Here is a 22,906-nt window from a genome sequence, read left to right as displayed (position 1 = left end):
AAGGCGCCACTTCCGGCGGAAGTGGCGCCTTTCGCGGTGACGAACCTAGGGGGCGGTCCAGCCGCGCTGGTCGCCGCCGGAGCGCGAAGCACCGTTGAGCCGCATCTTCGCCGCCTCGGCCCGCTCGCGCTCGGCCAGCTCGGCGTGCAGCTCGCGCAGCAGCGCCCGGTCGCGCTCGCTGAGGCTCGGGTCGTCCAGGTCGAGCGCGGGCAGCTCGACGACCTCGTGCATCGACGGCTTGCCCGCGGCGATCTCGCGGCCCTTCTCCGGGTCTTCGGCCAGCGCCTGCCGCAGCTGCGCGACCTCCGCCGGCGTCAGGTCGGCGGTGCGCTCGGCGCGCGTCTCGGACCGCGCCTTGCGGGGCGTCTCGGCGGCGGGCGGCGACACGATCGGCACCACCGGGGCGACCGGCTCGGCCGACGCGGTCGCGCTCGACCGCATGCTGTGCCTGCTACCCGACTCCGCGACCGGCTCCGGCGTCACCGGCGACGACGGCTTGGCCGGCTCCGGCCGGTACGACGACGCGCTCGAAGTCGAGCTCCCGGTCACCCACGCCGGCGACGCGGCCGCCGAAGCGGCCTGGTGGTACTCCGAGTGCGCGACACCGGGACCGCTGACCTCGACGACCGAGTGGATCCCGGCCCGGCGCAGCGCCGTGTCGACGCGGAACGCCACGGCCGGCGGGTTGCCCTCCGGCCCCAGCTCGACGAGCACCACGCGCTGCGGCAGCGCGCCCGGCACGCTGCCGGCCGGGGTGTTGCGCCACACCGCGTGCACCGAGCGGACGTCCGGCAGCACCTGCAGCGTCCGGTCGAGCGCCTCGGCGATGCCGAACTCCGGGGAGTTCTCGCCGCTGAACCGGTGCGTGTTCACCGGCTCGGACTCGTCGACCAGCAGGTCGTTCGCCAGCGTCGCGTCCGACCGGCTCATCTCGAGGACCAGCGCCAGCTCGCGCTGCTCGGCGGAGCTGACCGGGATCCGGCCCGCGATGAGCGTGCCGGTGGTCAGCTCGACCGCCTCGTCGATGTGCGCACGGGCGATCAGCTCACGCGCTTCGGTGAGCGCGCTGTCGTCGATCCGGCCCGCCAGGGCCAGCAACAGGTTGTGCAGGCGCAGGGGCACCGAGAACCCGTCCATGGGCGGGCCGTCGTGAACCTCCACCATTGCCTTGCTCCCTCCCAGCTCGCTGGCGGGCGAGCGTTATGCGGCTACGAGCCGGTTCCCCGCCACCGCGCCCACGCAGACCAGCTCTGAGTCGGCCAGCGCGGCCCGGTGGTACCCCGGCAGGTCGAAGCGCGGCGGGATGACCTCGACGCTGGGCTCTTCGTCGCCCAGCACCCGCAACACCCGCTGCAGTTCGCCGGTCAACCTCGGCAGCCCCGCCTGCGCGGTGATCAGCAGGACGCGCTTGGCGGTCCCCTGCCCGACCACACCGACGTGTCGCCAGCTCTGCCGCACTTCCCCGACGTCCGGGCGACCCCGCAACGTTGCGTGGATCAGAACGGACACGGAGTCGACCGAGTTAACCCATTCGGGCGCACTCGACGTGAATGTGTACCGGTTCTCGCTGACGTCGTCTACCCCCAGCGTCGAACTGACCTGGTGCCAGTCCGCGCCGTGCGGGATGAGACCGGCTACGAGCAGGCGGTACTCCGTCTGGTCCAGGTCGATCCTGTGCTTAAGCAAAGACCTCGGCAGGGTCCGGGCGAGCGTGCCCATGGCGCCTTCGCCGAGCCAGTCGCGGAACCGCCACAGCAGCTGGTCGGGAAGCCGCCCGGCCAGCCGGAGCAGCAGCTCGTGGGTGGACTGCTCGATGTCCGGGTCCATCACTGCACCTCCACGATGAGTTCGACCTCCACCGGCGAGCCGATCGGCAGCTCCGCGACGCCGACGGCCGAGCGGGCGTGGACCCCCGCGTCGCCGAAGACCTCACCGAGCAGCTCGGACGCGCCGTTGACGACCGCGGGCTGGCCGGTGAAGCCCTCCGCGGAAGCCACGAAGCCGACAACCTTGACGATCCGGGTGACGTTGTCAATGCCGACCAGCGCGTGCACGGCCGCGAGCGCGTTGAGTGCCGCGGTGCGGGCGTGGCCCTTCGCCTCTTCGGGGCTGATCTCGGCACCGACCTTGCCGGTCGCGGCGAGCACGCCCTCGACGAACGGCAGCTGGCCGGAGGTGTAGACGTGCTTGCCGCTCTGGACGGCGGGGACGTAGGCGGCCAGCGGAGCGGCCACGCCGGGCAGCTCGACGCCGAGTTCCTTCAGCCGTTCGCTCCAGCTCACGCGGATCAGCCCTTCGGACGCTTGAGGTACGCGACGTGCTGCTCGCCGCTCGGGTTCGGCAGCACGGTCACCAGCTCCCAGCCGTCCTCGCCCCACTGGTCGAGGATCTGCTTGGTGGCGTGGATCAGCAGAGGGACGGTCGCGTACTCCCACTTGGTGGCGCTCATGAACCGGGAGCGTAGCCAAGCGGGCAAGGCCGCCGGGGACGGCCGCCGGGTTTCGGGCCGCGACGCGCCGGAGTGTGGCCCATTTCACGAGCGCCCCAAGGCGGCCTTCGGTGCGTGTGACGCAACCAAGGCGGCCTTCGGTGCGTCAGACGCAACCAAGGCCGCATTGGGGCGCTCGGGACCCCGCTAGCGTGCGTTTCGTGGAAACGTGGCGCGTGATCGCGACCGTGCTGCTCGCGGCGGCCGGGCTGCCCATGGTGCTCGTCGTGATGGCCAAGGTGCGGGACCGGACGCAGAGTTCCGGGCAGGTCGCCGTCGGCGGGGTGATCACCTTCACGCTGCTGGTCGTGCTCGGCGTGCTCACCCTCACCGTGCTGCCGGGGCTCGTCGCCTGGGTGCTGGTCGCGGCGGTCGCGGCTGCGGTCAGCGTCATGCTGCTGGCCAGCTGAACGCTGATTTAGGGTGAAGAAGTGACCACTCCCCATGCCGGCTGGACCGACGAGCTTGCCCGTGCCCGGCTGCACTTCGTCACCGGCAAGGGCGGGACCGGCAAGACGACGCTGGCCGCCGCGCTCGGGCTCGCGCTCGCCCGTGACGGCCGTCGCGTGCTGCTCATCGAGGTCGAGGGCCGCCAGGGCATCGCCCAGCTCTTCGACACCGAGCCGCTGCCCTACGCCGAGCAGCGCATCGCCGCCGTCCCGGGTGGCGGGGAGCTGCGCGCGCTGCACGTCGACGTCGAAGCCGCGCTGCTCGAGTACTTCGAGATGTTCTACAACCTCGGCTTCGCCGGCCGGACGCTGCGGCGGATGGGCGCGATCGAGTTCGCGACCACGCTCGCGCCGGGCCTGCGTGACGTCCTGCTCACCGGGAAGATCAAGGAGTGCGTCGGCCGCACCGAGTCCGACGGGCGGCACACCTACGACGCCGTCGTCGTCGACTCGCCGCCGACCGGCCGGGTCGTCAAGTTCCTCGACGTCACCAAGGCCCTCACCGACCTCGCGAAGACCGGCCCGATCCGCGGCCAGGCCGAAGGCGTGGTGCGGCTGCTGCACTCCGGCGAAACCGTGATCCACCTGGCCACGCTGCTGGAGGAGATGCCGGTCCGCGAGACCGTCGAGGCCGTCGCCGAACTGGACGGCGCCGACCTGCGCCCGGGCGCGGTGCTGGTCAACCGGGTCCGGCCGCCGCGGCTGCCCGCCCGCTCGGTGACCGCCGCCGCGGACGGGCGCGTCGACGCCTCCCGCGTGCGCGCCGGGCTCGCTTCCGCCGGGCTCAAGCTGCCGGAGGACACCCTGGAAGCACTGGTCGAGGAGACCGTCGAGCACGCCGTGCGGGTCGCGGCCGAGCAGCGGGCGCGCGAGCAGCTCGCCGAGGCCGACCTGCCGACCCTCGAGCTGCCGGACGTGACCGACGGCGTCGACGTCGCGGCCCTGTACGACCTGGCCGAGGCCCTGACCGACCAGGGGGTGCGGTTGTGACGACCATCGACATCGACGCGATGCTCGACGACCCGGAGAGCCGCGTGATCGTCTGCTGCGGTTCCGGCGGCGTCGGCAAGACGACGACGGCGGCGGCACTGGCGTTGCGCGCGGCCGAGCGTGGCCGCCAGACCGTGGTGCTGACGATCGACCCCGCGCGGCGGCTGGCGCAGGCGCTCGGCCTGCGCGAACTGGGCAACCACCCGAAGCAGGTGCAGGTCGAAGGGTTCGAGCCCAAGGGCGAGCTGTGGGCGATGATGCTCGACATGCGCCGCACCTTCGACGACATGGTGCGCGTGCACGCCGGCCCGGAACGCGCGGAAGCGCTCCTGCAGAACCCCTTCTACCAGACGATTTCCACGTCGTTCTCCGGCACGCAGGAGTACATGGCGATGGAGAAGCTGGGCCAGCTCGCGGCCACCGGCGACTGGGACCTGATCGTCGTCGACACCCCGCCGAGCCGGTCCGCGCTGGACTTCCTGGACGCGCCGACCCGGCTCTCGTCCGCTTTGGACGGCCGGATGATCCGGCTGCTCACCGGCCCGGCGAAGGCAGGCGGCTGGGGCCTGCGCAAGGTCGTCAACGCCGGGTTCTCGATGTTCGCCAAGGCCGTGTCGACGATCATCGGCGGCCAGCTGCTGACCGACGCGTCGGCGTTCATGCAGGCCTTCGACAGCATGTTCGGCGGCTTCCGCGAGCGTGCCCGCAAGACGGCGGAGCTGCTGCGCTCGTCCGGGACGTCGTTCCTGGTCGTGGCCGCGCCGGAGCCGGACGCGCTGCGCGAGGCGTCCTACTTCGTGGAGCGGCTGTCCGCGGAGTCGATGCCGCTGGCCGGGCTGATCGCGAACCGGACGCACCCGGTGCTCGCGAAGCTGTCCGGCGCGGAGGCGCGCGCCGCGGCCGAGTCCCTGCAGAACGCGCCCCTGGCCGAGGCCGTGCTGCGGCTGCACGCGGACCGCGTGGACCTGGCCGCCCGCGAGGAGCGCCTGCTCGCGCGGTTCACCCGGGCGCACCCCGAGGTGGCGCTGGCCCGGGTGCCCGCGCTGGCCGGCGACGTGCACGACCTCGACGGCCTGCGCGACATCGGCACGAAGCTCGCCGGTTGACAGTCCATCCGTCGTGAGTGAGAAACAGTGTTCTAACCCTGTTTCTCACTCACGACCGGCTGTGGCTTCTCAGCCGACCTCGACCCGCTCCTGCGCGTCCCGCTTGGCCGCTTCGAGCAGGTCCGCCCAGCTCACCACGTCGGGGCGGCGGCGCAGCAACGCCCGCCGCTCCCGTTCGGTCATGCCTCCCCACACGCCGAAGTTGATCCGGCCGTCGAGTGCTTCGGCGAGGCATTCGGTCCGGACCGGGCAGCCCATGCAGACCGCTTTGGCCCGGTTCTGTTCCGCGCCCCGGACGAACAGGCCGTCCGGGTCGGCGTCCCGGCAGGACGCGTTGATTCGCCAGCTCGACTGGTTGGTTTCCATACCCCCAGCTCCCTACCCTGGTGATCGACGCACCAGCGGGGAAAGGCATGCGCTCCCTTGCCCCCGCGAGCGTGTCTCCCTCTGCTCACGTCGGTTACCCGGGCACCTCCCCGGTGCCGGTGCCGCCGTTCGGACCAGACGAGCTCCCACCCGCGTTGATCCATCCGTCGGCTTTTCTTCGTGAGACGTTGACGGACTGTAGGGGCCCTCGGTTCCCCCCGTCGAGACCCAGGATGCCTTCCGTTACCAGATGTCACCGAAGGGGGTCGGTTTTGTCACTGAATTCACACCCTCGGAGACACGGCGTCACCGGCGCCCGACTCACTCCGGGTAGCCTGGCCCTCGTGCGAAAAGCGGATGGTTTGTTCAAGCTCATCGGCCTCTGCCTGCTCGCGGGGGTGCTCGTCGCCGGCATGCTCTTCCCGGTGGTGGGGGCCGCCGGTGTCATGTCCAACCAGGCGAGCGAGACGGTGGAGAAGACTTCATCCGACCTCGCCGACATCCCGCCGCCGCTGGTCACGACGGTCACCGACAGCACCGGCAAGCCGATCGCGACGCTGTACGACCAGTACCGGCTGCCGATCACCCCGGACCAGATCAACGAGGCCATGAAGTGGGCACTCGTCTCGGTCGAGGACAAGCGCTTCTACGAGCACCACGGCGTCGACTGGCAGGGCACGCTGCGCGCGGCCGTCAGCAACAGCACCGGCGCCGACACCCAGGGTGCCTCGACGCTGACCCAGCAGTACGTGAAGAACTACCTGATCAACGTTGTCTACCGCAACGACCAGGTCGGCCAGAAGAAGGCCCAGGAGCAGTCGATCGCCCGCAAGCTCAAGGAAGCGCGGATCGCGATCCAGCTCGAGACGAAGCTGTCCAAGCAGCAGATCCTCGCCGGCTACCTGAACATCGTCGAGTTCTCCCGCCAGATCTACGGGATCGGCGCCGCCGCGCACGCCTACTTCAACACGACGCCGGAGAAGCTCACGGTGCCGCAGGCGGCGCTGCTGGCCGGTCTGGTGAACAACCCGATCAACAACGACCCGTGGAAGCACCCGGACAAGGCCACCCAGCGCCGCAACCTGGTCCTCGACCGGATGGTGGACAACAAGAAGCTGGCCAAGGCCGACGCGGACCGCTTCAAGGGCGAGCCGCTGGGCGTGGTGCCGGACTTCCCGGCCAAGCCGGCGGCCAACTGCATCGGCGCGGGCCCGGAGTCCGGGTTCTTCTGCCAGTACGTCGAGGACTACCTGATCAAGGCCGGGTTCACCAAGGACCAGCTCTACACCGGCGGCTACACGATCAAGAGCACGCTGGACGAGAAGGCGAACCACGAAGCGAAGGTTTCCGCCGAGACGCAGGTCAACAAGACCCAGAAGTACGTGGCGAACACGTTGTCGCTGGTCAAACCGGGCAAGAACCGGCACGAGGTGGTCGCGCTGGCAGCGAATCGCGACTACGGCCAGAACCAGGATGACGGCCAGACGACGTACGCGCTGCCCACCGGCGTCTACAACACCGGTGGCGCGGGGTCGACGTACAAGATCTTCACCACGGCCGCGGCCATGGAGAAGGGCATCGCGGGGATCTTCTCGCCGGTGCAGGTGCCGGACACCTACGTCTCGCACGTGTTCTCCGGTGGCGGCAACAACTGCCCGCCGACCGGGCCGCCACTGCGTTCGCGCTGGTACTGCGTCGGCAACGCCGGCGACTACAGCCGGATCGCCGAAGGCGCGACGATCCAGACGGCGCTGGCGACGTCGCCGAACACCACGTTCGTCGAGCTCGAGGACCGGCTCGGCAGCACGGCGCCGGGCATCGACATGGCCCGGCGGCTGGGTATGCGCGACACGATGGCGAGCAACGCGGGCGGCGGGACCGTCGACCCGAAGGCGGACAAGGACGAAAAGCGCCTGAGCCAGGCCGAGTTCTACGGCCCGAGGGGCAACTGGCCGGGCTTCGGCGCGTTCACGCTGGGCTTCAGCCCGCTCAGCGGCCTGGAGCTGGGCAACGTCGCGGCGACGATCCTCTCCGGCGGCGTCTGGTGCCCGCCGACACCGATCGCGGCCGTGACCGACCGCAACGGCCAGGCGATCCCGGTCAAGGAAGCGCCGTGCGAGCAGGCGGTGCCCGAGCCGCTGGCGAACACGCTCGCGGTCGGCATGAGCAAGGACGACCAGCCGGGCGGCACGTCGTTCCAGGCGGCGAACGGCGTCGGCTGGGACCGGCCGATGATCGGCAAAACCGGAACGACCCAGGGCAACGTCTCGGCAACGTTCGTGGGCGGCACACCGCAACTGGCGGGCGCGGCGATGACGTTCAAGTTCGGCGGCGGCCAGGGCGGCATCTGCGACGCGGGCCCGGGCAACGTCCGGGTGTGCGGCAGCGGCAACATCTTCGGTGGCAAGGCCCCGGCGCGGACATGGTTCGGCGCGATGAAGAACATCATGGACGGCCAGCCTCCGGCGGACCTGCCCCAGCCCGACCCGCAGTACATGGGCGGCGGCCGCTAGCGCTGGAATCGACCGGGCGGGCCAAGACGAGTACCGACTTGGCCCGCCCGTTTTGCTGCACCGCGGTGCTGGCCCCGGCGCCGAAGAACTGGCGCGCGGTGGACCGCCTGTGCCCGCCGGATGTGTTCTTCGTTCCCAGGCTCGACGAAGTGGTCAAGCTCGCCGGCTCAACCTTCCCCTGGTTCAGCCGCCCGGCATGGTGGACAGGATCTGCTCGTTCCACCAGTAATAGAGCTGGTCCAGCTCGTCGGCGTTGGTGGCCTTCGTCGACTTCAGCACGCCCGCCATGAGGTTCTGCTTGTCCGTCCACACCAACATCGCCGGGTCGCCCAGGAAGCACGTCAGATACTCGCCGTCGACCGGGTGGCGGGTCTCCGCGCGGTAGTACGTTCCCCAGATCTTCGGGGCCTTCAACGGACGGCACGCCCCCAGCGCGTCGTTTCGGGTCAGGCCCTGGGTTCGGACTATCTCCTGGAAGAACGCATCCATTGCGGCCGCGTTCGGGAAACGCAGGAACCGGGCGCCCGTCGGCTGCTTCAACACCACATTGCCCGATGGGGTGTCGCCGACGTTCGAGTCCGCGCACTCCACCGCCGCCTCCGCACCCGCGTCCGGGGTTGCGTCGCCGCAGCTCGCGTTTCCCTTGTACGCCGCCGGGATCGCGTCATACAGCCTCGTGTCGTGTACCGGCTTCGGGGCCGTTATCGTCGGTCGCTGCGCCGACTTCGTCGGCTCGGGACTCGTCGGCGGGCTGCTGGTCTCCATCATCGGCGTGCTCGGGCCGGGACCGCCGGTCTGCGCCGTCTTGTCCCGCGTCACCAGATACGTCACCAGGAGCGCGACCACGACGACCCCGGCCAGCGCCACGCACAACGCGATCCACCGGTTCCGCTGCGTCTGGCGGGGCGGCGACGCCGGGGCGACCTTGCCCGACGGCCCCGTGAACCGCGCGGGCCCGGGGTACGGCCCGGTCGGCGGTCCCGCGTACGGCGCCGCCGGGATCGGGATCGCTCGCGGCGGGGTCACCGGGCCCGGGAGCGTCTTCTGCCACGTCGGGACCGGCGGCACCGGCGCCGTCAACGCGGCCCGGACGGCCTCGGCGAACGCGCCCGCCGTCGGGTAGCGCTCGGCCGGGTTCTTCGCCATCCCGCGCGCCACAACCGCGTCCAGCGCCGGTGGCAGCCCGGGCCGTTCACGGGACGGCACCGGCGGCGGCGCCGTCAGGTGTGCGCCCATCTGCGCGGCCGCACCCTCGGCCGGGAACGGGCGCCGCCCGGTCAGGCATTCGAAGAACACGCAGGCGAGCGCGTAGACGTCGACGAGCCCGGTGATCGGGGCGTCGCCGAAGCGTTCCGGCGCCATGTAGTCGAGCGTGCCGATCACGTTCCCGGTGCCCGTGATGGACGTCCCTTCGGCGGTCATCGACCGCGCGATGCCGAAGTCCACGAGATAGACGAAGTCCGCGCTCGTGACGAGCACATTGGACGGCTTGACGTCGCGGTGCACCAGGCCATCCGCGTGCGCGGCGTCGAGCGCGCCGGCGACCTGCTCGACGATGCCGGCGGCCCGAACCGGCTCGAGCGGCCCGTCCGCGAGCAGCTCCTTGAGGTCACGGCCCTCGACGAGCCGCATGTCGAGGTAGAGACGGCCGTCGATCTCGCCGTAGGCGTGGATCGGGATCACGTGCGGCTCCCGCAGCCGCGCCACGATCTGCGACTCGCGGCGGAACCGCGCGCGGAACGCCTCATCCGCCCCGAACGGATCGGACAACAGCTTCAGCGCGACGACCCGATCGTGCGCGGTGTCGTAGGCGCGGTGGACCTCGCCCATGCCGCCGCGGCCGAGCAGGCCTTCGATCCGGTACGGCCCGAACTGCTCCATCGCTCTCCCCAAGCCCCCCGGCCTGATCTGTGACAACCGCGGCTTCGCCGCGGGCCGGGGGCTCCGCCACCCGGAACCCCCGAAAACCGTCAGTGTGACAACCGCGGCTGCGCCGCGGACCGGGAGCTCCGCCACCCGGAACCCCCGAAAACCGTCAGTGTGACAACCGCGGCTGCGCCGCGGACCGGGAGCTCCGCCACCCGGAACCCCCGAAAACCGTCAGTGTGACAACCGCGGCTTCGCCGCGGACCGGGAGCTCCGCCACCCGGAACCCCCGAAAACCGTCAGTCGGGCCGACGCAGATGCTAAGCCGCAGGTTCCCCGTAACGGCGGCGAAGTCATCCAACTGTTGAGCACGTATCCTGGACCTTGTGAGCACGCTCAGTAACACAAGCACGTCGGGGGCGACCGCGAAGCGCCTCGCCGCGGGGACGCTGGCGCTCGGCGTCGCGACCCTCGGTTACGCCGTCGGCATCGAACGGCGCCACTGGACCCTCCGCACCGCCGAGCTGCCGGTGCTCGCGCCCGGGTCGCGGCCGTTCACCATCCTGCACGTCTCCGACCTGCACATGCTGCCCGGCCACCACAGCAAGCAGCGCTGGGTCGCGGCGCTCGACGAGCTGAACCCGGACCTGGTCGTCAACACCGGCGACAACCTGTCGCACCGGCAGGCCGTCCCCTCCGTGCTGCGGGCGCTGGGCCCGCTGCTCGACCGGCCGGGACTGTTCGTCTTCGGCAGCAACGACTACTACGCGCCCAAGCCGAAGAACCCCGCCCGGTACCTGATGCCGCAGGGCAAGAAGAAGCGCATCCACGGCGTCCAGCTGCCCTGGCGCGACCTGCGCGCGGCCTTCGTCGAGCACGGCTGGACCGACCTGACGCACGTCCGCCGCACGATCGACGTCGGCGGCCAGCGCGTGTTCGCGGCCGGCGTCGACGACCCGCACCTGCGCCGCGACCGCTACCCCGACATCGCCGGCCCGGCCGACAGCGGCGCCGCGGTCCGCATCGGCGTGACGCACTCGCCCGAGCCGCGGGTCCTCGACACGTTCGCCACGGACGGTTACGACCTCGTCCTGGCCGGCCACACCCACGGCGGCCAGCTCCGGCTGCCGGGCTACGGCGCCATCGTCACCAACTGTGACCTGGATCGCAGCCGGGCCCGGGGCGCGTCGCGGTGGGGGGCGCACATGTGGCTGCACGTCTCGGCCGGGCTGGGGACGTCGCCGTGGGCGCCCGCCCGGTTCGCCTGCCCGCCAGAGGCCAGCCTGTTGACGCTGGTCCCGCGCGGATCCGAGCCCCCGGAGTCGCGAAAGCTGGCCCCCCGAAAAGCCCGCAACAGCGTCCGCTAGACTTCTCCACGACCCGTTAAGCAGTACCTCGGGGTGTGGCGCAGCTTGGTAGCGTGCCTCGTTCGGGTCGAGGAGGTCGTGGGTTCAAATCCCGCCACCCCGACGAGTAAGAGCCGGTGTCTTCGGACACCGGCTCTTCTGGTTTCAGCGTTTTTCAGCGGGTCGCCGTCACCTCGACCCAGCACTGGCTGAAGTCGCCGTCGCCGCCGCGGGTCCAGACGCGGGCCGAACGGGCCGCGCTCGCCAGCTGGTCGCGGTCGCGGCCCGGCTCCGCGCTCGCCGCCTCCAGCCGCCTCTCCACGTACTGCGCCAGGTCGCGGTACGTCATGTCCGCGCGGTAGCGGGCGCGCGCGACCACCTCCGTGAAACCCGCCGCCGCGCACAGCTGCGCCATCTTGCCGCCCGCGAACGGGTCGCCGCCCGCACGGCGGCGCAACAGGTAGTGGCCGCGCAGGGCCGCGTCGACGTTCGCCGTCTTCGGGCGCAGGCGCGCCTTGCTCCAGTCCGATGTGGACAAGGCCAGCCTGCCACCGGGGCGGAGCACCCGGCGCAGCTCCGCCAGCGCGTCCAGCGGACGGGCCAGGTGCTCGAACAGCGCGTGCGCGAACGCCACGTCGACGCTGCCGGAAGCGAACGGCAGGTCGTACGCCGACGCCACCACGAAGTCCACTGTGGACCTTCCGGCGCGCCGGGCGGCCGCGCGGGCCGCGGCCACCTGGCCCAGGTCGCGGTCGACGCCGGTCACCCGGGACTCCGGCGCCAGGCCGAGCGTGATCGAGCCGGGGCCGCAGCCGAGGTCGACCACCCATGTGCCCGGCCGCAGCAGGGGCTGGGCGAACGTCGCCCGCTCGGCCGCCGTGCGCGCGGACAGCATCGAAACCGCGTCTCGCCCGTAGCCCGGCGCGTAACCCTCCAGCACCCCGCACACAGTACGGCCAGAAGGTGGCAGGATCGAGGGGTGAGCACGCAGTCAGCCAAGCAGTATCCGCCCGCGGTGGTCCCGGACCGGCTGTTCGACGACGCCGAAGCCGAAGCCCGCTGGCGCGCCCGCTTCCACGCCCCGCGCATCTCCGTGCCCGACTGGGCCCGCGACGCCCCCGACGCCAACGTCTACGTCTCCAACGCCAGCGGTGTCTGGGAGGTCTACGCCTGGAACCGGGCGACGGACGAGCACCGCCGCGTCACCGACCGGCCCAACGGCACCCTGCACGCCACGCCGTCCCCGGACGGCGAGTGGATCTGGTGGTTCGACGACACCGACGGCGACGAGTTCGGCTCGTGGGTGCGCGAGCCGTTCGCCGCCACCGAGGGCAGCAAGCCCGAGAAGGCCGTGCCGGACGTCCACGACGGCTACCCCGCCGGCCTCGAGATCGGCACGAAGCTCGTCGCGGTCGGCGTCTCGACCGACGACGGCAGCGAGCTGTTCGCCCGGATCGGCGGCGAGACGCACCGCTTCTACAGCCACCCGGACGACGCCGGCATCGCGTCGCTCTCCCGCGACGAGAGCCTGATCGCGATCTCGCACTCCGAACACGGCGACTCGCGCCACCCCGCACTGCGCGTCCTCGCCGCCGACGGGTTCGCCACCGTCGCCGAGAAGTGGGACGGCGAAGGCAAGGGCCTGAGCGCGCTGGAGTTCTCGCCGCTGCCCGGCGACCAGCGGCTGCTCGTGCTGCACGAACGCCGTGGCCGCGAGGAGCTGCTCGTCTGGGACGTCCGCGCCGGCACCGAGACGGAAATCGAGCTCGACCTGCCCGGCGAGGTCGTCGCGGGCTGGTATCCGGACGCCCGCGCGCTGCTCGTCGTCCACTTCCACCAGGGCCGCAGCTCGCTGTACCGCTACGACCTCGACACGGCCGAGCTGTCCTCAGTGGACACTCCGGCCGGCCGCATCGGCGGCGCCGGCGTGCGGCCCGACGGCACGGTCGAGTACTCGTGGTCCAGCGCCGCCGAGCCGGCCGCGGTCCGGGCGCGGACGCCGGACGGCACCGACTCCGTGCTGCTCGAACCGCCGGGCGAGCGGGCGCCGGGGTCGGAGCCGGTGACCGACGCGTTCGTCGAGGGCGTCGGCGGGCGGATCCACGCGCTGGTCTCGCGCCCGGCCGGAGCGCCGGAGGGCCCGCTGCCCACGGTGTTCTCCCTGCACGGCGGCCCGCACGCCGCGGACGAGGACCGCTTCTCCGCCTACCGCGCGACCTGGCTCGACGCCGGGTTCGCCGTGGTCGAGGTCAACTACCGCGGCTCGACTGGCTACGGCTCGGCGTGGCGCGACGCCATCGAGGGCCGCCCGGGCCTCACCGAGCTGGAGGACGTCGCCTCGGTGCACGACTGGGCCGTCCAAACCGGACTCGCCGACCCGGAGAAGTGCGTCGTGAACGGCGCCTCGTGGGGCGGCTACCTGTCCCTGCTCGCGCTCGGCACCCAGCCGGCGCGGTGGGCGGCGGGCATCGCCGGGGTGCCGGTGGCGGACTACGTCGCCGCGTACGAGGACGAGATGGAGCAGCTGCGCTCGTTCGACCGCGCGCTCTTCGGCGGCTCGCCGGAGGACGTGCCCGCGGTGTACCGGGAGTGCTCGCCGATCACGTACGTCGACGCGGTCAAGGCGCCGGTGCTCGTGCTGGCCGGGGACAACGACCCGCGCTGCCCGATCCGGCAGATCGAGAACTACCTCGACCGCCTCGCCGGCCGCGAGCTGCACCACGAGTTCTACCGCTACGACGCGGGCCACGGCTCGCTCGTGATCGCCGAGACGATCAAGCAGACGGCGATCGAGGTCCACTTCGCCCTGCGTGCCCTGGGCCTGCGCTGACCCGAAGTCCGTGAATGCCACATCGAGCCGTGGATGTGGCATTCACGGACCGCTCAGCGCTCGGAGTGCAGGACCCCGCCGGTGGCCCAGTGGTCGGCGCCGACCTCGACGAGCGTCACCTGGACGCCCTCCGGCTTGCCGCCGCAGGTGCGGACGAACGCGTCGGTCAGCTCGCGGACCAGTGCGCTCTTCTGGGCGGGCGTGCGGCCGGGGAACATGGCAACGCTGATCATCGGCATGACGGGCTCCTGCTGCTAGGTGGGACGCCGCGAAGCTAGCACCGGGACCGCCGCCGCGTACTGCGGGACGAGCCGCGCGCCGAGCGTCGCCTTCATCTCCGTCATCTTCTTGCCGAACACCACCGACTCGCGTCCGTTCGCGATCGCCCAGCGCACCGCCTCGCCGTAGAAGTGGAAGTACAGGTTCGGCCGGCCGCCGTCCCGCGGCCCGAGCGCTCCCCAGTGCCGGGCGATCGGCAGCCGCGGGTGGTCGAGCAGGGTCGCGACCGCGACCAGCCGCCCGGTGCGCGTGTCGTGGTACTCGATCACCCGGACGTCCGGCTGCCGCAGCAGCACCGTCAGGTAGCCGACGAAGTGGGGCAACGGCACGATCGGCACGTCGTGGTGCTTGCGCTCGTTGTGCCGCAGCACCTCGGCGACGGCGACCGGGTCGGCCTCCTTGCCCGGCACGCACCGGACGGCGATCGACGGGTCGGCGTCGAAGGTCCGGAAGATCTTGCGCAGGTTCTGCTTCCGCTTCCGGGCCAGCGAGTTCATCCAGTCGTCGCGGGACCCGAACGCCGAGACGTCGAGCACCGCGATGTCCTCGGTCCGCCGCACCAGCCGGAACCGGCCGCTGACCGCGGGCACGCCCGGCTCGCCGACCTGCCGCAGCAGCATCGCGCGGAACCCGGGCCCGAGCTCGGCGCGCATGGCCGGGACGTACGTCTCGAGCACCTGGGTGACGCCGCCGTCGTCGCCCGCGTCCGCGAACCACCAGCCAGGCTGCGCGCTCGCGCCGGGGCCCCGGACGTCGAGGCCGCCGAACCAGCCCCGGCCCGGACCCGCGAACCGGTGCCGCCGCGTCCGGCCGGTGACCCACGCGGCACTGACCACCCCGCGCGGTTCGGTGCCGTCCCGCAGCACGGTCACCGGCTGCGGCGTCCGTGCCGCCCAGGCCTGGGTCTTCAGCACCTCCCAGCTCCAGTCCGCGCGCAGCCCGGCCCGCTCGCGCAACACCGTCCAGTACACCGGTTCCGCGTCGTGGCGCGGGTCCAGGACGTCGATCACCATCGCGTCACCGGCCTCGGCACGACGACGCCGACCATCGGGCTGGGCGTGAATCCGAGCGACGCCTTGAGGTCGGTGACCCCGCGGCCCAGCGACAGGAACTTCCGGTTGTGCTCGATCATGTGCCGGACCCCGCGGACGACGACGTCGAAATAGAGGTGCTTCGGCCGCCCGGCTGCGGGCGGCAACGCGGCCCAGTGCTGGTGCAACGGCATCACCGGGTGGTCGAGCAGGTCCGTGAAGGCCAGCAGGCGCCCCTGGTCGTCGTGGTAGGTCGTGGTGACGACGTCGGGGCGGCGGACGAGCTCGCCGAGGTACTCGGTGGTGACCGGGCCGCGCTGGTCGAACTTCACCGGCCCCTTGGCTTCGCGGTGCGCACGCAGCATCGCTGCCAGCTCCTCGGGATCGACGTCGGCGCGGGCGGTCCCCTCGCGCACGACCACCCCGGGGTCGGCGGCGATCTTGCGGATCTGGCCGCGCAGGCTGGAGCGCCGGTTCCGGCTCAGCGACGCGAGCCAGCCGTCGAGATCGGTGAAGGTGTTTTCCAGTACCAGGGCGGGCTGGATGTCCCGGACGAGCCGGCCGCGCCCGGCAACCAACCCGGTGGTGTCCGGGGTGACCGCGCGGTAGACCACGCCGAGGCAGCCGGGCCCGGTGCGCCGGCACGCCGCCCGCTCGAACCGGCGCAGGATCTCGCGGCGCGCGGCCGCGTCGAGCGCTTCGGCGAACAGCCACGCCGGGTAGCACGAAAGCCAGGCGTGCTGGACCTCCAGCCACCGCGGCGTCCACCGCGCGACGCCGTCCACGGCGCCCGGCTCGGGCGAGCCGCCGGGCCGGCAGACCATCGCGAGCACGGCGGCGACCAGTTCGCCGCCGTCGGTGACCACGGTCAGCAGGTACGGGCTGCGGGAGTGCCGCGACTCCGTGCACAGCAGGCTGTAGTCCCAGGTCAGCGGGGCCTGCTGGGCGGCGAGGAACGCGGCCCAGCCGGCCGGCTCGGGATCGGTGCGCGGGTCGAGCACCCGGACGGTCCAGGTCATCGGCCCAGCACCGGCCGGGGCACGGCCACCGAGAACAGGCTCCGGGTCACGAAGCCCAGCGCGGTCTTCTCCGGCAGCATCGCGCGGCCCGCCGTCAGCTCCGGGCGTCCTTCGGCGATCATGTGGGCCACGCACCGGGCGTAACAGTCGACATAGAGACCCTTCCGGCCGCCGTCCGCGCTCGGCCGCGCCGCCCAGTGGTGGACCGCGCAGCCGCGTTCCTCGTCGAGCATCGTGTTGAAGGCCAGCAGCCGTCCGGTTTCGTCGCGGTAGGTGCGGGTCAGCACGTCCGGCCGCCGGACGAGCGCGTCGAGGTACGCGGGCGCGACCGGGCTGCGCGTGTCCATGTGCAGCCCGCCGATCCGCGAGCGCTGCCCGCTCGCCCACGCCCGCTCGTCCTGACGTGCCCGGTGGGCGTTGAGCAGCACGGCCAGTTCGTGCGGGTCGAGGTCGGTCCGGCCGAACGCCGCTTCGGTGGCGACGCCGGGATCCAGGTACTGCCGGACCTCTGGGGCCAGTCCGGCGGTCCATTCGTCCACAGTGGAGTAGCGGTTGACCAGCACGGCGGCCGGATCGATCTCGCGGCTCAGGCGGCCACGGCCGTCCAGCGCGGGCACCAGCTCCGGGTTCATCGCCCGGTAGATCACGCCGAGCAGGCCGGGCCCGACGTACGCCCGCAGGGCGCGTTCGAACTCCCGCACGGCCGCCCGGCGGTCCGCGAAGTCCTCGTCGAACACGCACGCCGGATAGCCGCTCAGCAGCGGCAGGTAGACCTCCGCCCAGCGCGGTCGCACCCGGCCCCGGGAGACCGGCCCGAAGTCCACCGCCCGCCAGCTCCGGCACACCATCACCGACAGCGCGCCGGCGATCCGCGAGCCCCGCCGGACGACGGCGAGCACCGGCGGGTTCTTCGCGAGCCACGCCTCGCGGCGCAGCAGTTCGTAGTCCCACACCGGCGGCAGGCACCGGGCGCGGAACGCGGCCCAGCCCTCCGGGGGCGGGTCGACGCGGGGGTCGTGCACGTCCACTTGCGAAACCGCGGTCGTCGTCGGCGCGCTCATCGGCCCAGCACCGGCCTCGGCACCGCGGCCGTGTACACCGGCCGCGCGCGGAACCCCAGTTCCTGCTTGAGCTCGATCATGCCGCGGCCCGCGGTCAGCTCCTTCGCCCCGCGCCGCGCGAGGAACCGCACCGCCCGGACGTAGGAATCGAAGTACAGTCCCGACCGGCCACGCTCGCTCAGCGGCAGCGCCGCCCAGTGCTGCAGGCTGGGACTGTCCGGGTGGTCGAGCAGCGTGTTCACCGCGAGCAGCCTGCCGTCGGTGTCGGCATAGGTGAGCGTGTGCACGTCCGGCCGCCGGACGAACCGGTCCAGGAACCCGGCCGACGGCGGCGTGCGCGTGTCCAGCTTGAGCTTTCCGTAGCGCTCGCGGTGCGCCCGGATCAGCCGGGCCAGCTCGGCGCCGTCGAGGTCGGCGCGGCCCGGTCCGCCGCGCACCACCAGCGTCGGGTCCTCGGCGAGCCGGCGACGGCGGCGGCGCAGGCCGGAGCGCCGCGAGCTCGGCAGCGTCGCCAGCCAGTCCTCTTCGGACTCGAACCGGTTCTCCAGCACGGCCACCGGGTCCACGCGCTTGACGAGCCGGCCGCGGCCCTCGAGCCCGGTCGCGAGGTCCGCGCCGATCGCCCGGTAGACCACGCCGAGCAGGCCCACGCCGAGGCGGCGGCCGAGCGTCCGCTCGAACTCCCGCGTCAGTGCGGGCCCGTCCCGGAAGCCCGGGGCGAACACGATGCCCGGATAGCCGCTCAGCCACGGCTGGCAGACCTCGGCCCAGAACGGCCGCAGCGACCGCTTTCCCGGCCGGGGCGCGAACCGGGGAGCCAGCCGCGGGTGGCAGACCAGCACGGACATCGCGGCGACGATCTCGCCGCCTTCGACGGCGACGGCCAGCAGCTGCGGGTTGCGGGCACCCCAGGCTTCCAGGCCCATCAGCTCGTAGTCCCACACCGGGTGCAGCCGCGCGGCCCGCGCGAACGCCGTCCAGCCCGCGGGTGCCGGGTCGACGCGCGGATCGTGGAACGCGAACCTCATGCCAGGACGACCGGGGTGCCGTGCCGCGGGCAGGGCGCGATCTCGCCGTGCACCCCGCCGGCCGGGATGACGTCCACGAACCGCGGGGACGCCTGCCGCAGCAGCGTGAACGCGAGCCCGCCGGCCGTCGGCCGCGCGTAGACGTGCGGCCAGTCGAGGTGCCAGCGCCCGCAGCCGCCCAGCGCGCCGAGGTATCCCAGCACCGGGTCGTGCAGGACGCCGTACGGGCCGCCGTCCAGCGAGTCGAGTTCGCGGTGCGGCACGGCTTCGACGCGGTGGTCCCCGGTGAACGTCGTGATCGCCTTGTCGTCGCCGACGGCCAGTACGCGGTGGCCGCGCTCCAGCCTGACCGTCACCTCGCGCAGCACCGGCGCGCTCGGCGCGTCCGGGTCGGCGACGCACCCGCGCACGCCCTTCGGCAGGTCGGCCGGCGGGCGCAGGCCGTCCGGCCCGAGCAGGACGACCAGGCTGCCGGGCCCGGGCTCACGCGCCATCCGCAGCACCCGGCCGAGTCCACGCGCGGGTTCACCGCGCGACGCACCGCCGGCGAGCGGGACGAGGTCGACCGACTTGTGCACCGCTTCCGCGAGGGGTACCGCGCCGCCGTTCGTCCCGGTGCGCCCGGGCACCAGCACCGGGTCTTCCCGGCCGTCGAGCGCCCAGCGCTCGCGGTAGAACGGCACCGTCGCGAACGCCGAGCGCACCGCCCGGGCGTACGCGGCGCGCCAGACAACCCCCGCCCCCAGTTTCCACATGGCCGGGGAGTCTGCGTCATGGACCGGCCGAGGGGAAGAAGTTCACCGGCAGGTCACCCCGAATGCCGGATGGGTTAATACTTTGGTCTGGGTCTGAACGGAGGAATTCGTAGGAATTCCGTCCCCCGACCACGATCCGTCTGCTTATAACTCCGCCACGCCGCAGAACGGCAAGCAGCCTTACCGGATCCGTCTGGGGGATTCATGAGCAGTATTCGCACTGTCGGTGACCGACCGAACACGAGATCGCTGTCGCACCTCCGGCGCGGCAGATGACCAGCCCGTTTCCCGGGCCGGCGCACAGTGGACTCAGCGTAGTCATTCCGTGCTTCAACGAAGTCGAGAACGTCGAACCGTCCTATCGGGAAATAACCAACGAACTAGGCCACTATTCACTGGAGCTGTTTTACGTCGATGACGGGAGCATCGACGGAACACTCGACAAGATCCGGGCGCTCGCGGCCACCGACCCGCGCGTGCGGTACTTGTCCTTCACCCGGAACTTCGGTTTCGAGGCCGCTTTCTCGGCCGGTTACCGCTACGCGTCGAAGCCGTGGATCCTGCACGTCGACGCCGACCAGCAGTTCCCCGCGGCCGAGGCGGAGAAGCTGGTCGCGGTGGCCGAGCAGGGCAACGACGCCGTGTTCGGCGTACGGACCAACCGCCAGGACCCGCGGCTGCGGCGCTGGGGCACCGCGGCCTTCCACTTCCTCGGCCGCCGCGTGCTGCGCATCGAGATCCCGCCGGGCGCCACGGCGTTCCGGCTGGTCCGCGCGGAACTGGCCCGCAAGATCGTCGACCTGCGGCTCGGCACGCCGTACTTCCTGGCCACGGTCCCCCGGCTGACCAGCCGGTACGCCTGTGTCCAGGTGGCGCACCGGGCTCGCGAGCGCGGCGAGTCCAAAGTGGGCTTCGGATTCCTGGCTTCGCACGCCATCGAGCTGTTCGTCGGGTTCACCCGGCGGTTAACGACGGCGGCGTCCGCGACGGCCCTGTTCGCCGCGGGGATCGCGGTGCTCGCGGGTGGCGCGGCGGCGTTCGGCCTGCTCGGCGCGGGTGTCACGGCCACGCTGCTGTTCGCGCTGCTCGCCGTGCTGCTGCTGGTGGCGTCGCTGACCGTGCGCTACCTCGTCGTGGTCGGCGCAGGCCAGCCGCGGCCGCGGCAGTTCTACGTCCGGGAGGCGAACGTCGTCGTCGACGCCGAGGACCGGCTCTTCACCCCGGCGGACCCCGTGGGTCCCCGGCTCATCGATGTGCAACTGGGGAAAGGCGTTTCAGCGTGACGAGTTCGGAGAAGGACCCCGCGAGAACCCTGGTGATCCTGGGGGGCGCGGACGGTTCGGTCAGCACCTACGAGCGGGCGCGGGAGCTGGGCTTCCGCACGCTCTGCGTCGACGTCCGGCCCACCGCGCCGGCCGTGGCGTACGCCGACGAGTTCCTGCAGGTCAGCGTGCGTGCGCCGGAGCAGATCGCGGCGGCGCTGGACGGCCGCCGTGATCTCGCCGGCGTGCTGTGCCCGGCGAGCGACGTCGGCCTGCCCGCACTGGCGTGGCTCACCCGCCACTGGGGCATGCCGGATCCGCTGCCCGAGTACGCGGTCCGCGCGTCGACGGACAAGTCCGTGTTCCGCGCGTTGTGCGACCACCTGGGACTGCCGAGCTACCGCAGTGTCGACGGCCGTCCCGGGCCCGAGCTGGTGCACGCGGCGCAGCAGCTGCGGTTTCCGGCGCTGGTCAAACCGGTCGACTCCTCCGGCAGCCGCGGTGTCGTGTCCTGCCCGGGCCCGGGCAGGCTGACCACGGCGTTCACCGAGTCGCTCGCGTTCTCGCCGTCCGGCCGGCTGGTCGTGGAGGAGCACCTCGACGGCTCGCACTTCACCATCGAGGCGCTCGTCGTCGGCGGCCGGATCGTCTTCCACGCCGTCACCGAACGCGCGCTCACGCCGCCGCCATTCTTCGTGACGTCGTCGCACCTACTGCCCGCCGAGCTGCCCGCGGACGTCGAGCTGAACCTGATCGAGGCCCTCGACCGGATCTGCACCGAGCTGGGTTACCGCACCGGCCCGCTCACCCTGGACGCCGTCCTCGGCCGCGACGGGCGGCTGTACCTCATCGAGATGGGCGCCCGGATGGGCGGCAACGGGCTCGCGGAGGCGATCGCGCACTGCCACGGCGCCGACCTGATCGCCGCCGGCATCGCGGCCGCCACCGGCGACGAGGTGCGGCTGGACCTGCACGAGCCGAAGCCGACGCTGGTGCACATCCTGGCGTCCGACCGCGGCGGCCACCTGTCGCGTGTGGACGGGGTGGACGACGTGCGCGCGATGCCGGGGCTGGTCGGGCTGCACCTGTTCGCCGACGAGGGCTCGTTCGTCCGGCCGTACGAGCAGGCCGGGCACAAGCTGGGGTACGTCGTGCTCACCGCCGGCTCGGCGCCGGAGCTGCTCGCGGCGGAGAACGCCGTCCGCGGCACGCTGAAGTTCCTGCTCCACGACCAGGACATGGCGGTACCCCTGCCGTGACCGCGCCGTCCACCGCCGCGCCGGCCGTGGCCCCGCCGCGGCCGGCGGTGGTGCTGCGGCTGCTCGCCGGCCGGGGCGTGTTCCGGCTGTCGGTCCAGCTGATGGGGCTGGTCCTGATCACCGCGTGGGGTGCCCGCGACTACGGGCGGTTCGCGAACGCGCTCGGCCTGATGACCTGGCTGAACTTCGTCCCGGCCGCGGCGGAGAAGTCCGCGTTGAAGAGCCTGCCGCGGCTGCACCGGACCCGGGACGCCGTCGCGGCGCTCGCCGTCCGGCTCGCCGCGGTGCCGGTGCTGGCGGTGCTGGCCGCGACGGTCGTCGCGCTGGTGGTGGCGCCGCGCTCGGACGCGGCGCTGTACCTGACGGCGGCGGCGTGGTCGATCTCCGGCGGGCTGCTGATGACCGTGTCCGGCCTGCACCGGCTGCGTGCGAAGTCCAGTTTGGACGCACTGGCGTTCACCGCGGGCTCGATCGTGGTCGGCGTCGTGACCTGCGTGACGTGGGCGGTGCGCTGGTCCCCCGAGACGCACCTGGCGCTGCTGCTCGGCGGGATCCTCGTCATCCTCGGCGCCTCGGTGGCCCTGCTGCCGCGCCCCTGGCTGCGGGGCGGCGGGCTGCCAGGTCACCGGCTGCTGCCCGCGTTCGGCCGCAGCACCGTCCTGCTCGGCCTGACCGAACTGCTCGACGTCGTCTCGACGTCGGTCGTGTTCGCCGTGCTGGCGCTGTCCGGCCGGACCACCGACAGCGGCCCGTTCTACCTGGCGCTGCTCGTGTCCAGCGCGTTCTGCTCGCTGCTGTACTACCAGCTCAAGCTGCACCAGCCGGCCGCGTCACGGCGGATGCGCGGCACGGGCGCGGCGGCCGGGCGGACCCGGGCGGTCGCGTTGCTGCGGCTGGTCGAACGCGCCGGGATCGCCGTGGCCGTCCTGCTCGGCGCGGGTCTCGCCATCCCCGGGACCCGCGCCCTGCTCACCGCCGAAGACGCCTACGTCGTCCTCGGCTTGCTCGTGCTCGTCGAGACGGCGTTGTACGCGACCGGCCTGTACGCGGGCTTCCTCATCGAAAACACCAACAGCAAGGTGCTGACGCTGACGTCCGGCACCGCCGTCGTCTCGCTGGCCGCCACCGCCGTCGCCGCGGCACTGCTCGTCCCCGTCCTCGGGCCGGTGGGCGGGTTCGCCGCGCTCGTCCTCGCCCTCGCGGTGAAGGCGGCCGTCCTGCGGCGCCTGGTCCGCCGGCACTGAACCACTGGGAGAAA

The 22,906-nt window shown here is 72.3% G+C and carries 22 protein-coding genes and 1 tRNA gene; 10 read left to right on the top strand and 13 right to left on the bottom strand.

The features are described 5' to 3' along the window. Positions 1-45 precede the first annotated feature (45 nt). From BT341_RS08585 to sp36, 4 genes are read right to left on the bottom strand one after another with little or no spacing between them, the layout of a single operon-like run. The gene (locus BT341_RS08585; protein ID WP_072475759.1) at positions 46-1,164 is read right to left on the bottom strand and encodes a hypothetical protein; all 1,119 of its coding nucleotides are present in this window, start codon (positions 1,162-1,164) and stop codon (positions 46-48) included. A gap of 36 nt (positions 1,165-1,200) precedes the next feature. Next, positions 1,201-1,827: a hypothetical protein gene (locus tag BT341_RS08580; protein WP_072481858.1), complete on the bottom strand. Its 627-nt coding sequence runs from the start codon at positions 1,825-1,827 to the stop codon at positions 1,201-1,203. After that, positions 1,827-2,282, bottom strand: coding sequence for a RidA family protein (locus tag BT341_RS08575; protein ID WP_072475758.1), 456 nt, complete (start codon positions 2,280-2,282; stop codon positions 1,827-1,829). The genes BT341_RS08580 and BT341_RS08575 overlap by 1 nt, the downstream gene beginning before the upstream one ends. Positions 2,283-2,287: 5 nt before the next feature. Then, positions 2,288-2,449, bottom strand: coding sequence for a Sp36 family protein (gene sp36 / locus BT341_RS44150; protein WP_003068074.1), 162 nt, complete (start codon positions 2,447-2,449; stop codon positions 2,288-2,290). Between the two features lie 200 nt (positions 2,450-2,649). On the opposite strand from sp36, the gene BT341_RS08565 reads away from it, so the two are divergent. The 3 genes from BT341_RS08565 to bagB are packed head-to-tail and all read left to right on the top strand — an operon-like array spanning position 2,650 to position 5,033. Next, a complete protein-coding gene (locus BT341_RS08565) occupies positions 2,650-2,898 on the top strand; it encodes a hypothetical protein (RefSeq protein WP_072481857.1) in 249 nt (82 codons plus the stop codon). A gap of 21 nt (positions 2,899-2,919) precedes the next feature. Further along, on the top strand, positions 2,920-3,927 hold the full coding sequence (gene bagA, locus BT341_RS08560; protein ID WP_072475757.1) for an ATPase BagA: 1,008 nt from the start codon (positions 2,920-2,922) through the stop codon (positions 3,925-3,927). Further along, positions 3,924-5,033 carry an ATPase BagB gene (gene bagB / locus BT341_RS08555; protein ID WP_143168506.1) on the top strand — a complete coding sequence of 370 codons (1,110 nt, stop codon included), beginning with the start codon at positions 3,924-3,926 and terminating at the stop codon, positions 5,031-5,033. The genes bagA and bagB overlap by 4 nt, the downstream gene beginning before the upstream one ends. Positions 5,034-5,102: 69 nt before the next feature. Here the strand turns inward: bagB and BT341_RS08550 are convergent, their stop codons facing one another. Then, a complete protein-coding gene (locus BT341_RS08550; protein WP_072475756.1) occupies positions 5,103-5,399 on the bottom strand; it encodes a WhiB family transcriptional regulator in 297 nt (98 codons plus the stop codon). Positions 5,400-5,743: 344 nt separating this feature from the next. Between BT341_RS08550 and BT341_RS08545 the strand changes: the two genes are divergently transcribed. Beyond that, the gene (locus BT341_RS08545) at positions 5,744-7,912 is read left to right on the top strand and encodes a transglycosylase domain-containing protein (protein ID WP_177328769.1); all 2,169 of its coding nucleotides are present in this window, start codon (positions 5,744-5,746) and stop codon (positions 7,910-7,912) included. Between the two features lie 183 nt (positions 7,913-8,095). Here the strand turns inward: BT341_RS08545 and BT341_RS08540 are convergent, their stop codons facing one another. Next, positions 8,096-9,793, bottom strand: coding sequence for a serine/threonine-protein kinase (locus tag BT341_RS08540; RefSeq protein WP_072475754.1), 1,698 nt, complete (start codon positions 9,791-9,793; stop codon positions 8,096-8,098). 371 nt (positions 9,794-10,164) lie between these two features. Here BT341_RS08540 and BT341_RS08535 point away from each other — a divergent pair, with 371 nt between their 5' ends. Together BT341_RS08535 and BT341_RS08530 are read left to right on the top strand one after the other, a co-directional pair. Beyond that, positions 10,165-11,145: a metallophosphoesterase gene (locus BT341_RS08535; RefSeq protein ID WP_177328768.1), complete on the top strand. Its 981-nt coding sequence runs from the start codon at positions 10,165-10,167 to the stop codon at positions 11,143-11,145. Positions 11,146-11,174: 29 nt separating this feature from the next. After that, a tRNA-Pro gene (locus BT341_RS08530) sits at positions 11,175-11,248 on the top strand. 51 nt (positions 11,249-11,299) lie between these two features. On the opposite strand, the gene BT341_RS08525 is transcribed toward BT341_RS08530, so the two are convergent. After that, entirely contained in the window at positions 11,300-12,064 is a 765-nt protein-coding gene (locus BT341_RS08525; protein WP_072475753.1) for a methyltransferase domain-containing protein, read from the bottom strand. A gap of 39 nt (positions 12,065-12,103) precedes the next feature. Here BT341_RS08525 and BT341_RS08520 point away from each other — a divergent pair, with 39 nt between their 5' ends. After that, complete coding sequence (locus BT341_RS08520) at positions 12,104-13,954, top strand: prolyl oligopeptidase family serine peptidase (protein WP_072475752.1); 1,851 nt, start codon at positions 12,104-12,106, stop codon at positions 13,952-13,954. 53 nt (positions 13,955-14,007) lie between these two features. On the opposite strand, the gene BT341_RS08515 is transcribed toward BT341_RS08520, so the two are convergent. From BT341_RS08515 to BT341_RS08490, 6 genes are read right to left on the bottom strand one after another with little or no spacing between them, the layout of a single operon-like run. After that, complete coding sequence (locus BT341_RS08515; protein ID WP_020642058.1) at positions 14,008-14,193, bottom strand: tautomerase family protein; 186 nt, start codon at positions 14,191-14,193, stop codon at positions 14,008-14,010. A 15-nt stretch (positions 14,194-14,208) separates the two neighbouring features. Next, on the bottom strand, positions 14,209-15,246 hold the full coding sequence (locus tag BT341_RS08510) for a GNAT family N-acetyltransferase (RefSeq protein WP_177328767.1): 1,038 nt from the start codon (positions 15,244-15,246) through the stop codon (positions 14,209-14,211). Next, positions 15,240-16,283, bottom strand: a complete 1,044-nt coding sequence (locus BT341_RS08505; protein WP_072475751.1) for a GNAT family N-acetyltransferase — start codon at positions 16,281-16,283, stop codon at positions 15,240-15,242. Before BT341_RS08505 ends, BT341_RS08510 begins: the two co-directional genes overlap by 7 nt. Further along, positions 16,280-17,344, bottom strand: a complete 1,065-nt coding sequence (locus tag BT341_RS08500) for a hypothetical protein (RefSeq protein WP_072475750.1) — start codon at positions 17,342-17,344, stop codon at positions 16,280-16,282. The genes BT341_RS08505 and BT341_RS08500 overlap by 4 nt, the downstream gene beginning before the upstream one ends. Beyond that, positions 17,341-18,372 (bottom strand): GNAT family N-acetyltransferase, encoded by a 1,032-nt coding sequence (locus BT341_RS08495; protein WP_072475749.1) that lies wholly within the window; start codon positions 18,370-18,372, stop codon positions 17,341-17,343. Before BT341_RS08495 ends, BT341_RS08500 begins: the two co-directional genes overlap by 4 nt. Next, positions 18,369-19,076: a hypothetical protein gene (locus BT341_RS08490; protein ID WP_072481853.1), complete on the bottom strand. Its 708-nt coding sequence runs from the start codon at positions 19,074-19,076 to the stop codon at positions 18,369-18,371. Before BT341_RS08490 ends, BT341_RS08495 begins: the two co-directional genes overlap by 4 nt. Positions 19,077-19,399: 323 nt before the next feature. Between BT341_RS08490 and BT341_RS08485 the strand changes: the two genes are divergently transcribed. From BT341_RS08485 to BT341_RS08475, 3 genes are read left to right on the top strand one after another with little or no spacing between them, the layout of a single operon-like run. Further along, entirely contained in the window at positions 19,400-20,410 is a 1,011-nt protein-coding gene (locus BT341_RS08485) for a glycosyltransferase family 2 protein (protein WP_072475748.1), read from the top strand. Continuing rightward, a complete protein-coding gene (locus BT341_RS08480) occupies positions 20,407-21,648 on the top strand; it encodes an ATP-grasp domain-containing protein (RefSeq protein ID WP_072475747.1) in 1,242 nt (413 codons plus the stop codon). Before BT341_RS08485 ends, BT341_RS08480 begins: the two co-directional genes overlap by 4 nt. Beyond that, positions 21,645-22,892 carry a hypothetical protein gene (locus BT341_RS08475; RefSeq protein ID WP_072475746.1) on the top strand — a complete coding sequence of 416 codons (1,248 nt, stop codon included), beginning with the start codon at positions 21,645-21,647 and terminating at the stop codon, positions 22,890-22,892. Before BT341_RS08480 ends, BT341_RS08475 begins: the two co-directional genes overlap by 4 nt. Positions 22,893-22,906 lie beyond the last annotated feature (14 nt).

The sequence above is a fragment of the Amycolatopsis australiensis genome, from assembly GCF_900119165.1.
GTDB classification, from domain to species: domain Bacteria; phylum Actinomycetota; class Actinomycetes; order Mycobacteriales; family Pseudonocardiaceae; genus Amycolatopsis; species Amycolatopsis australiensis.
Note: the sequence above shows the minus strand (reverse complement) of the source record. Positions and strands in the feature narration are given on the sequence as shown.

Excerpts from the sequence above, each read along its gene's own strand:
- BT341_RS08500 (WP_072475750.1), bottom strand. The coding sequence starts at position 17,344 with ATGAGCGCGCCGACGACGACCGCGGTTTCGCAAGTGGACGTGCACGAC.
- BT341_RS08510 (WP_177328767.1), bottom strand. The coding sequence starts at position 15,246 with ATGGTGATCGACGTCCTGGACCCGCGCCACGACGCGGAACCGGTGTAC.
- BT341_RS08580 (WP_072481858.1), bottom strand. The coding sequence starts at position 1,827 with ATGGACCCGGACATCGAGCAGTCCACCCACGAGCTGCTGCTCCGGCTG.
- BT341_RS08550 (WP_072475756.1), bottom strand. The coding sequence starts at position 5,399 with ATGGAAACCAACCAGTCGAGCTGGCGAATCAACGCGTCCTGCCGGGAC.
- sp36 (WP_003068074.1), bottom strand. The coding sequence starts at position 2,449 with ATGAGCGCCACCAAGTGGGAGTACGCGACCGTCCCTCTGCTGATCCAC.
- BT341_RS08505 (WP_072475751.1), bottom strand. The coding sequence starts at position 16,283 with ATGACCTGGACCGTCCGGGTGCTCGACCCGCGCACCGATCCCGAGCCG.
- BT341_RS08585 (WP_072475759.1), bottom strand. The coding sequence starts at position 1,164 with ATGGTGGAGGTTCACGACGGCCCGCCCATGGACGGGTTCTCGGTGCCC.
- BT341_RS08495 (WP_072475749.1), bottom strand. The coding sequence starts at position 18,372 with ATGAGGTTCGCGTTCCACGATCCGCGCGTCGACCCGGCACCCGCGGGC.
- BT341_RS08540 (WP_072475754.1), bottom strand. The coding sequence starts at position 9,793 with ATGGAGCAGTTCGGGCCGTACCGGATCGAAGGCCTGCTCGGCCGCGGC.
- BT341_RS08485 (WP_072475748.1), top strand. The coding sequence starts at position 19,400 with ATGACCAGCCCGTTTCCCGGGCCGGCGCACAGTGGACTCAGCGTAGTC.
- BT341_RS08515 (WP_020642058.1), bottom strand. The coding sequence starts at position 14,193 with ATGCCGATGATCAGCGTTGCCATGTTCCCCGGCCGCACGCCCGCCCAG.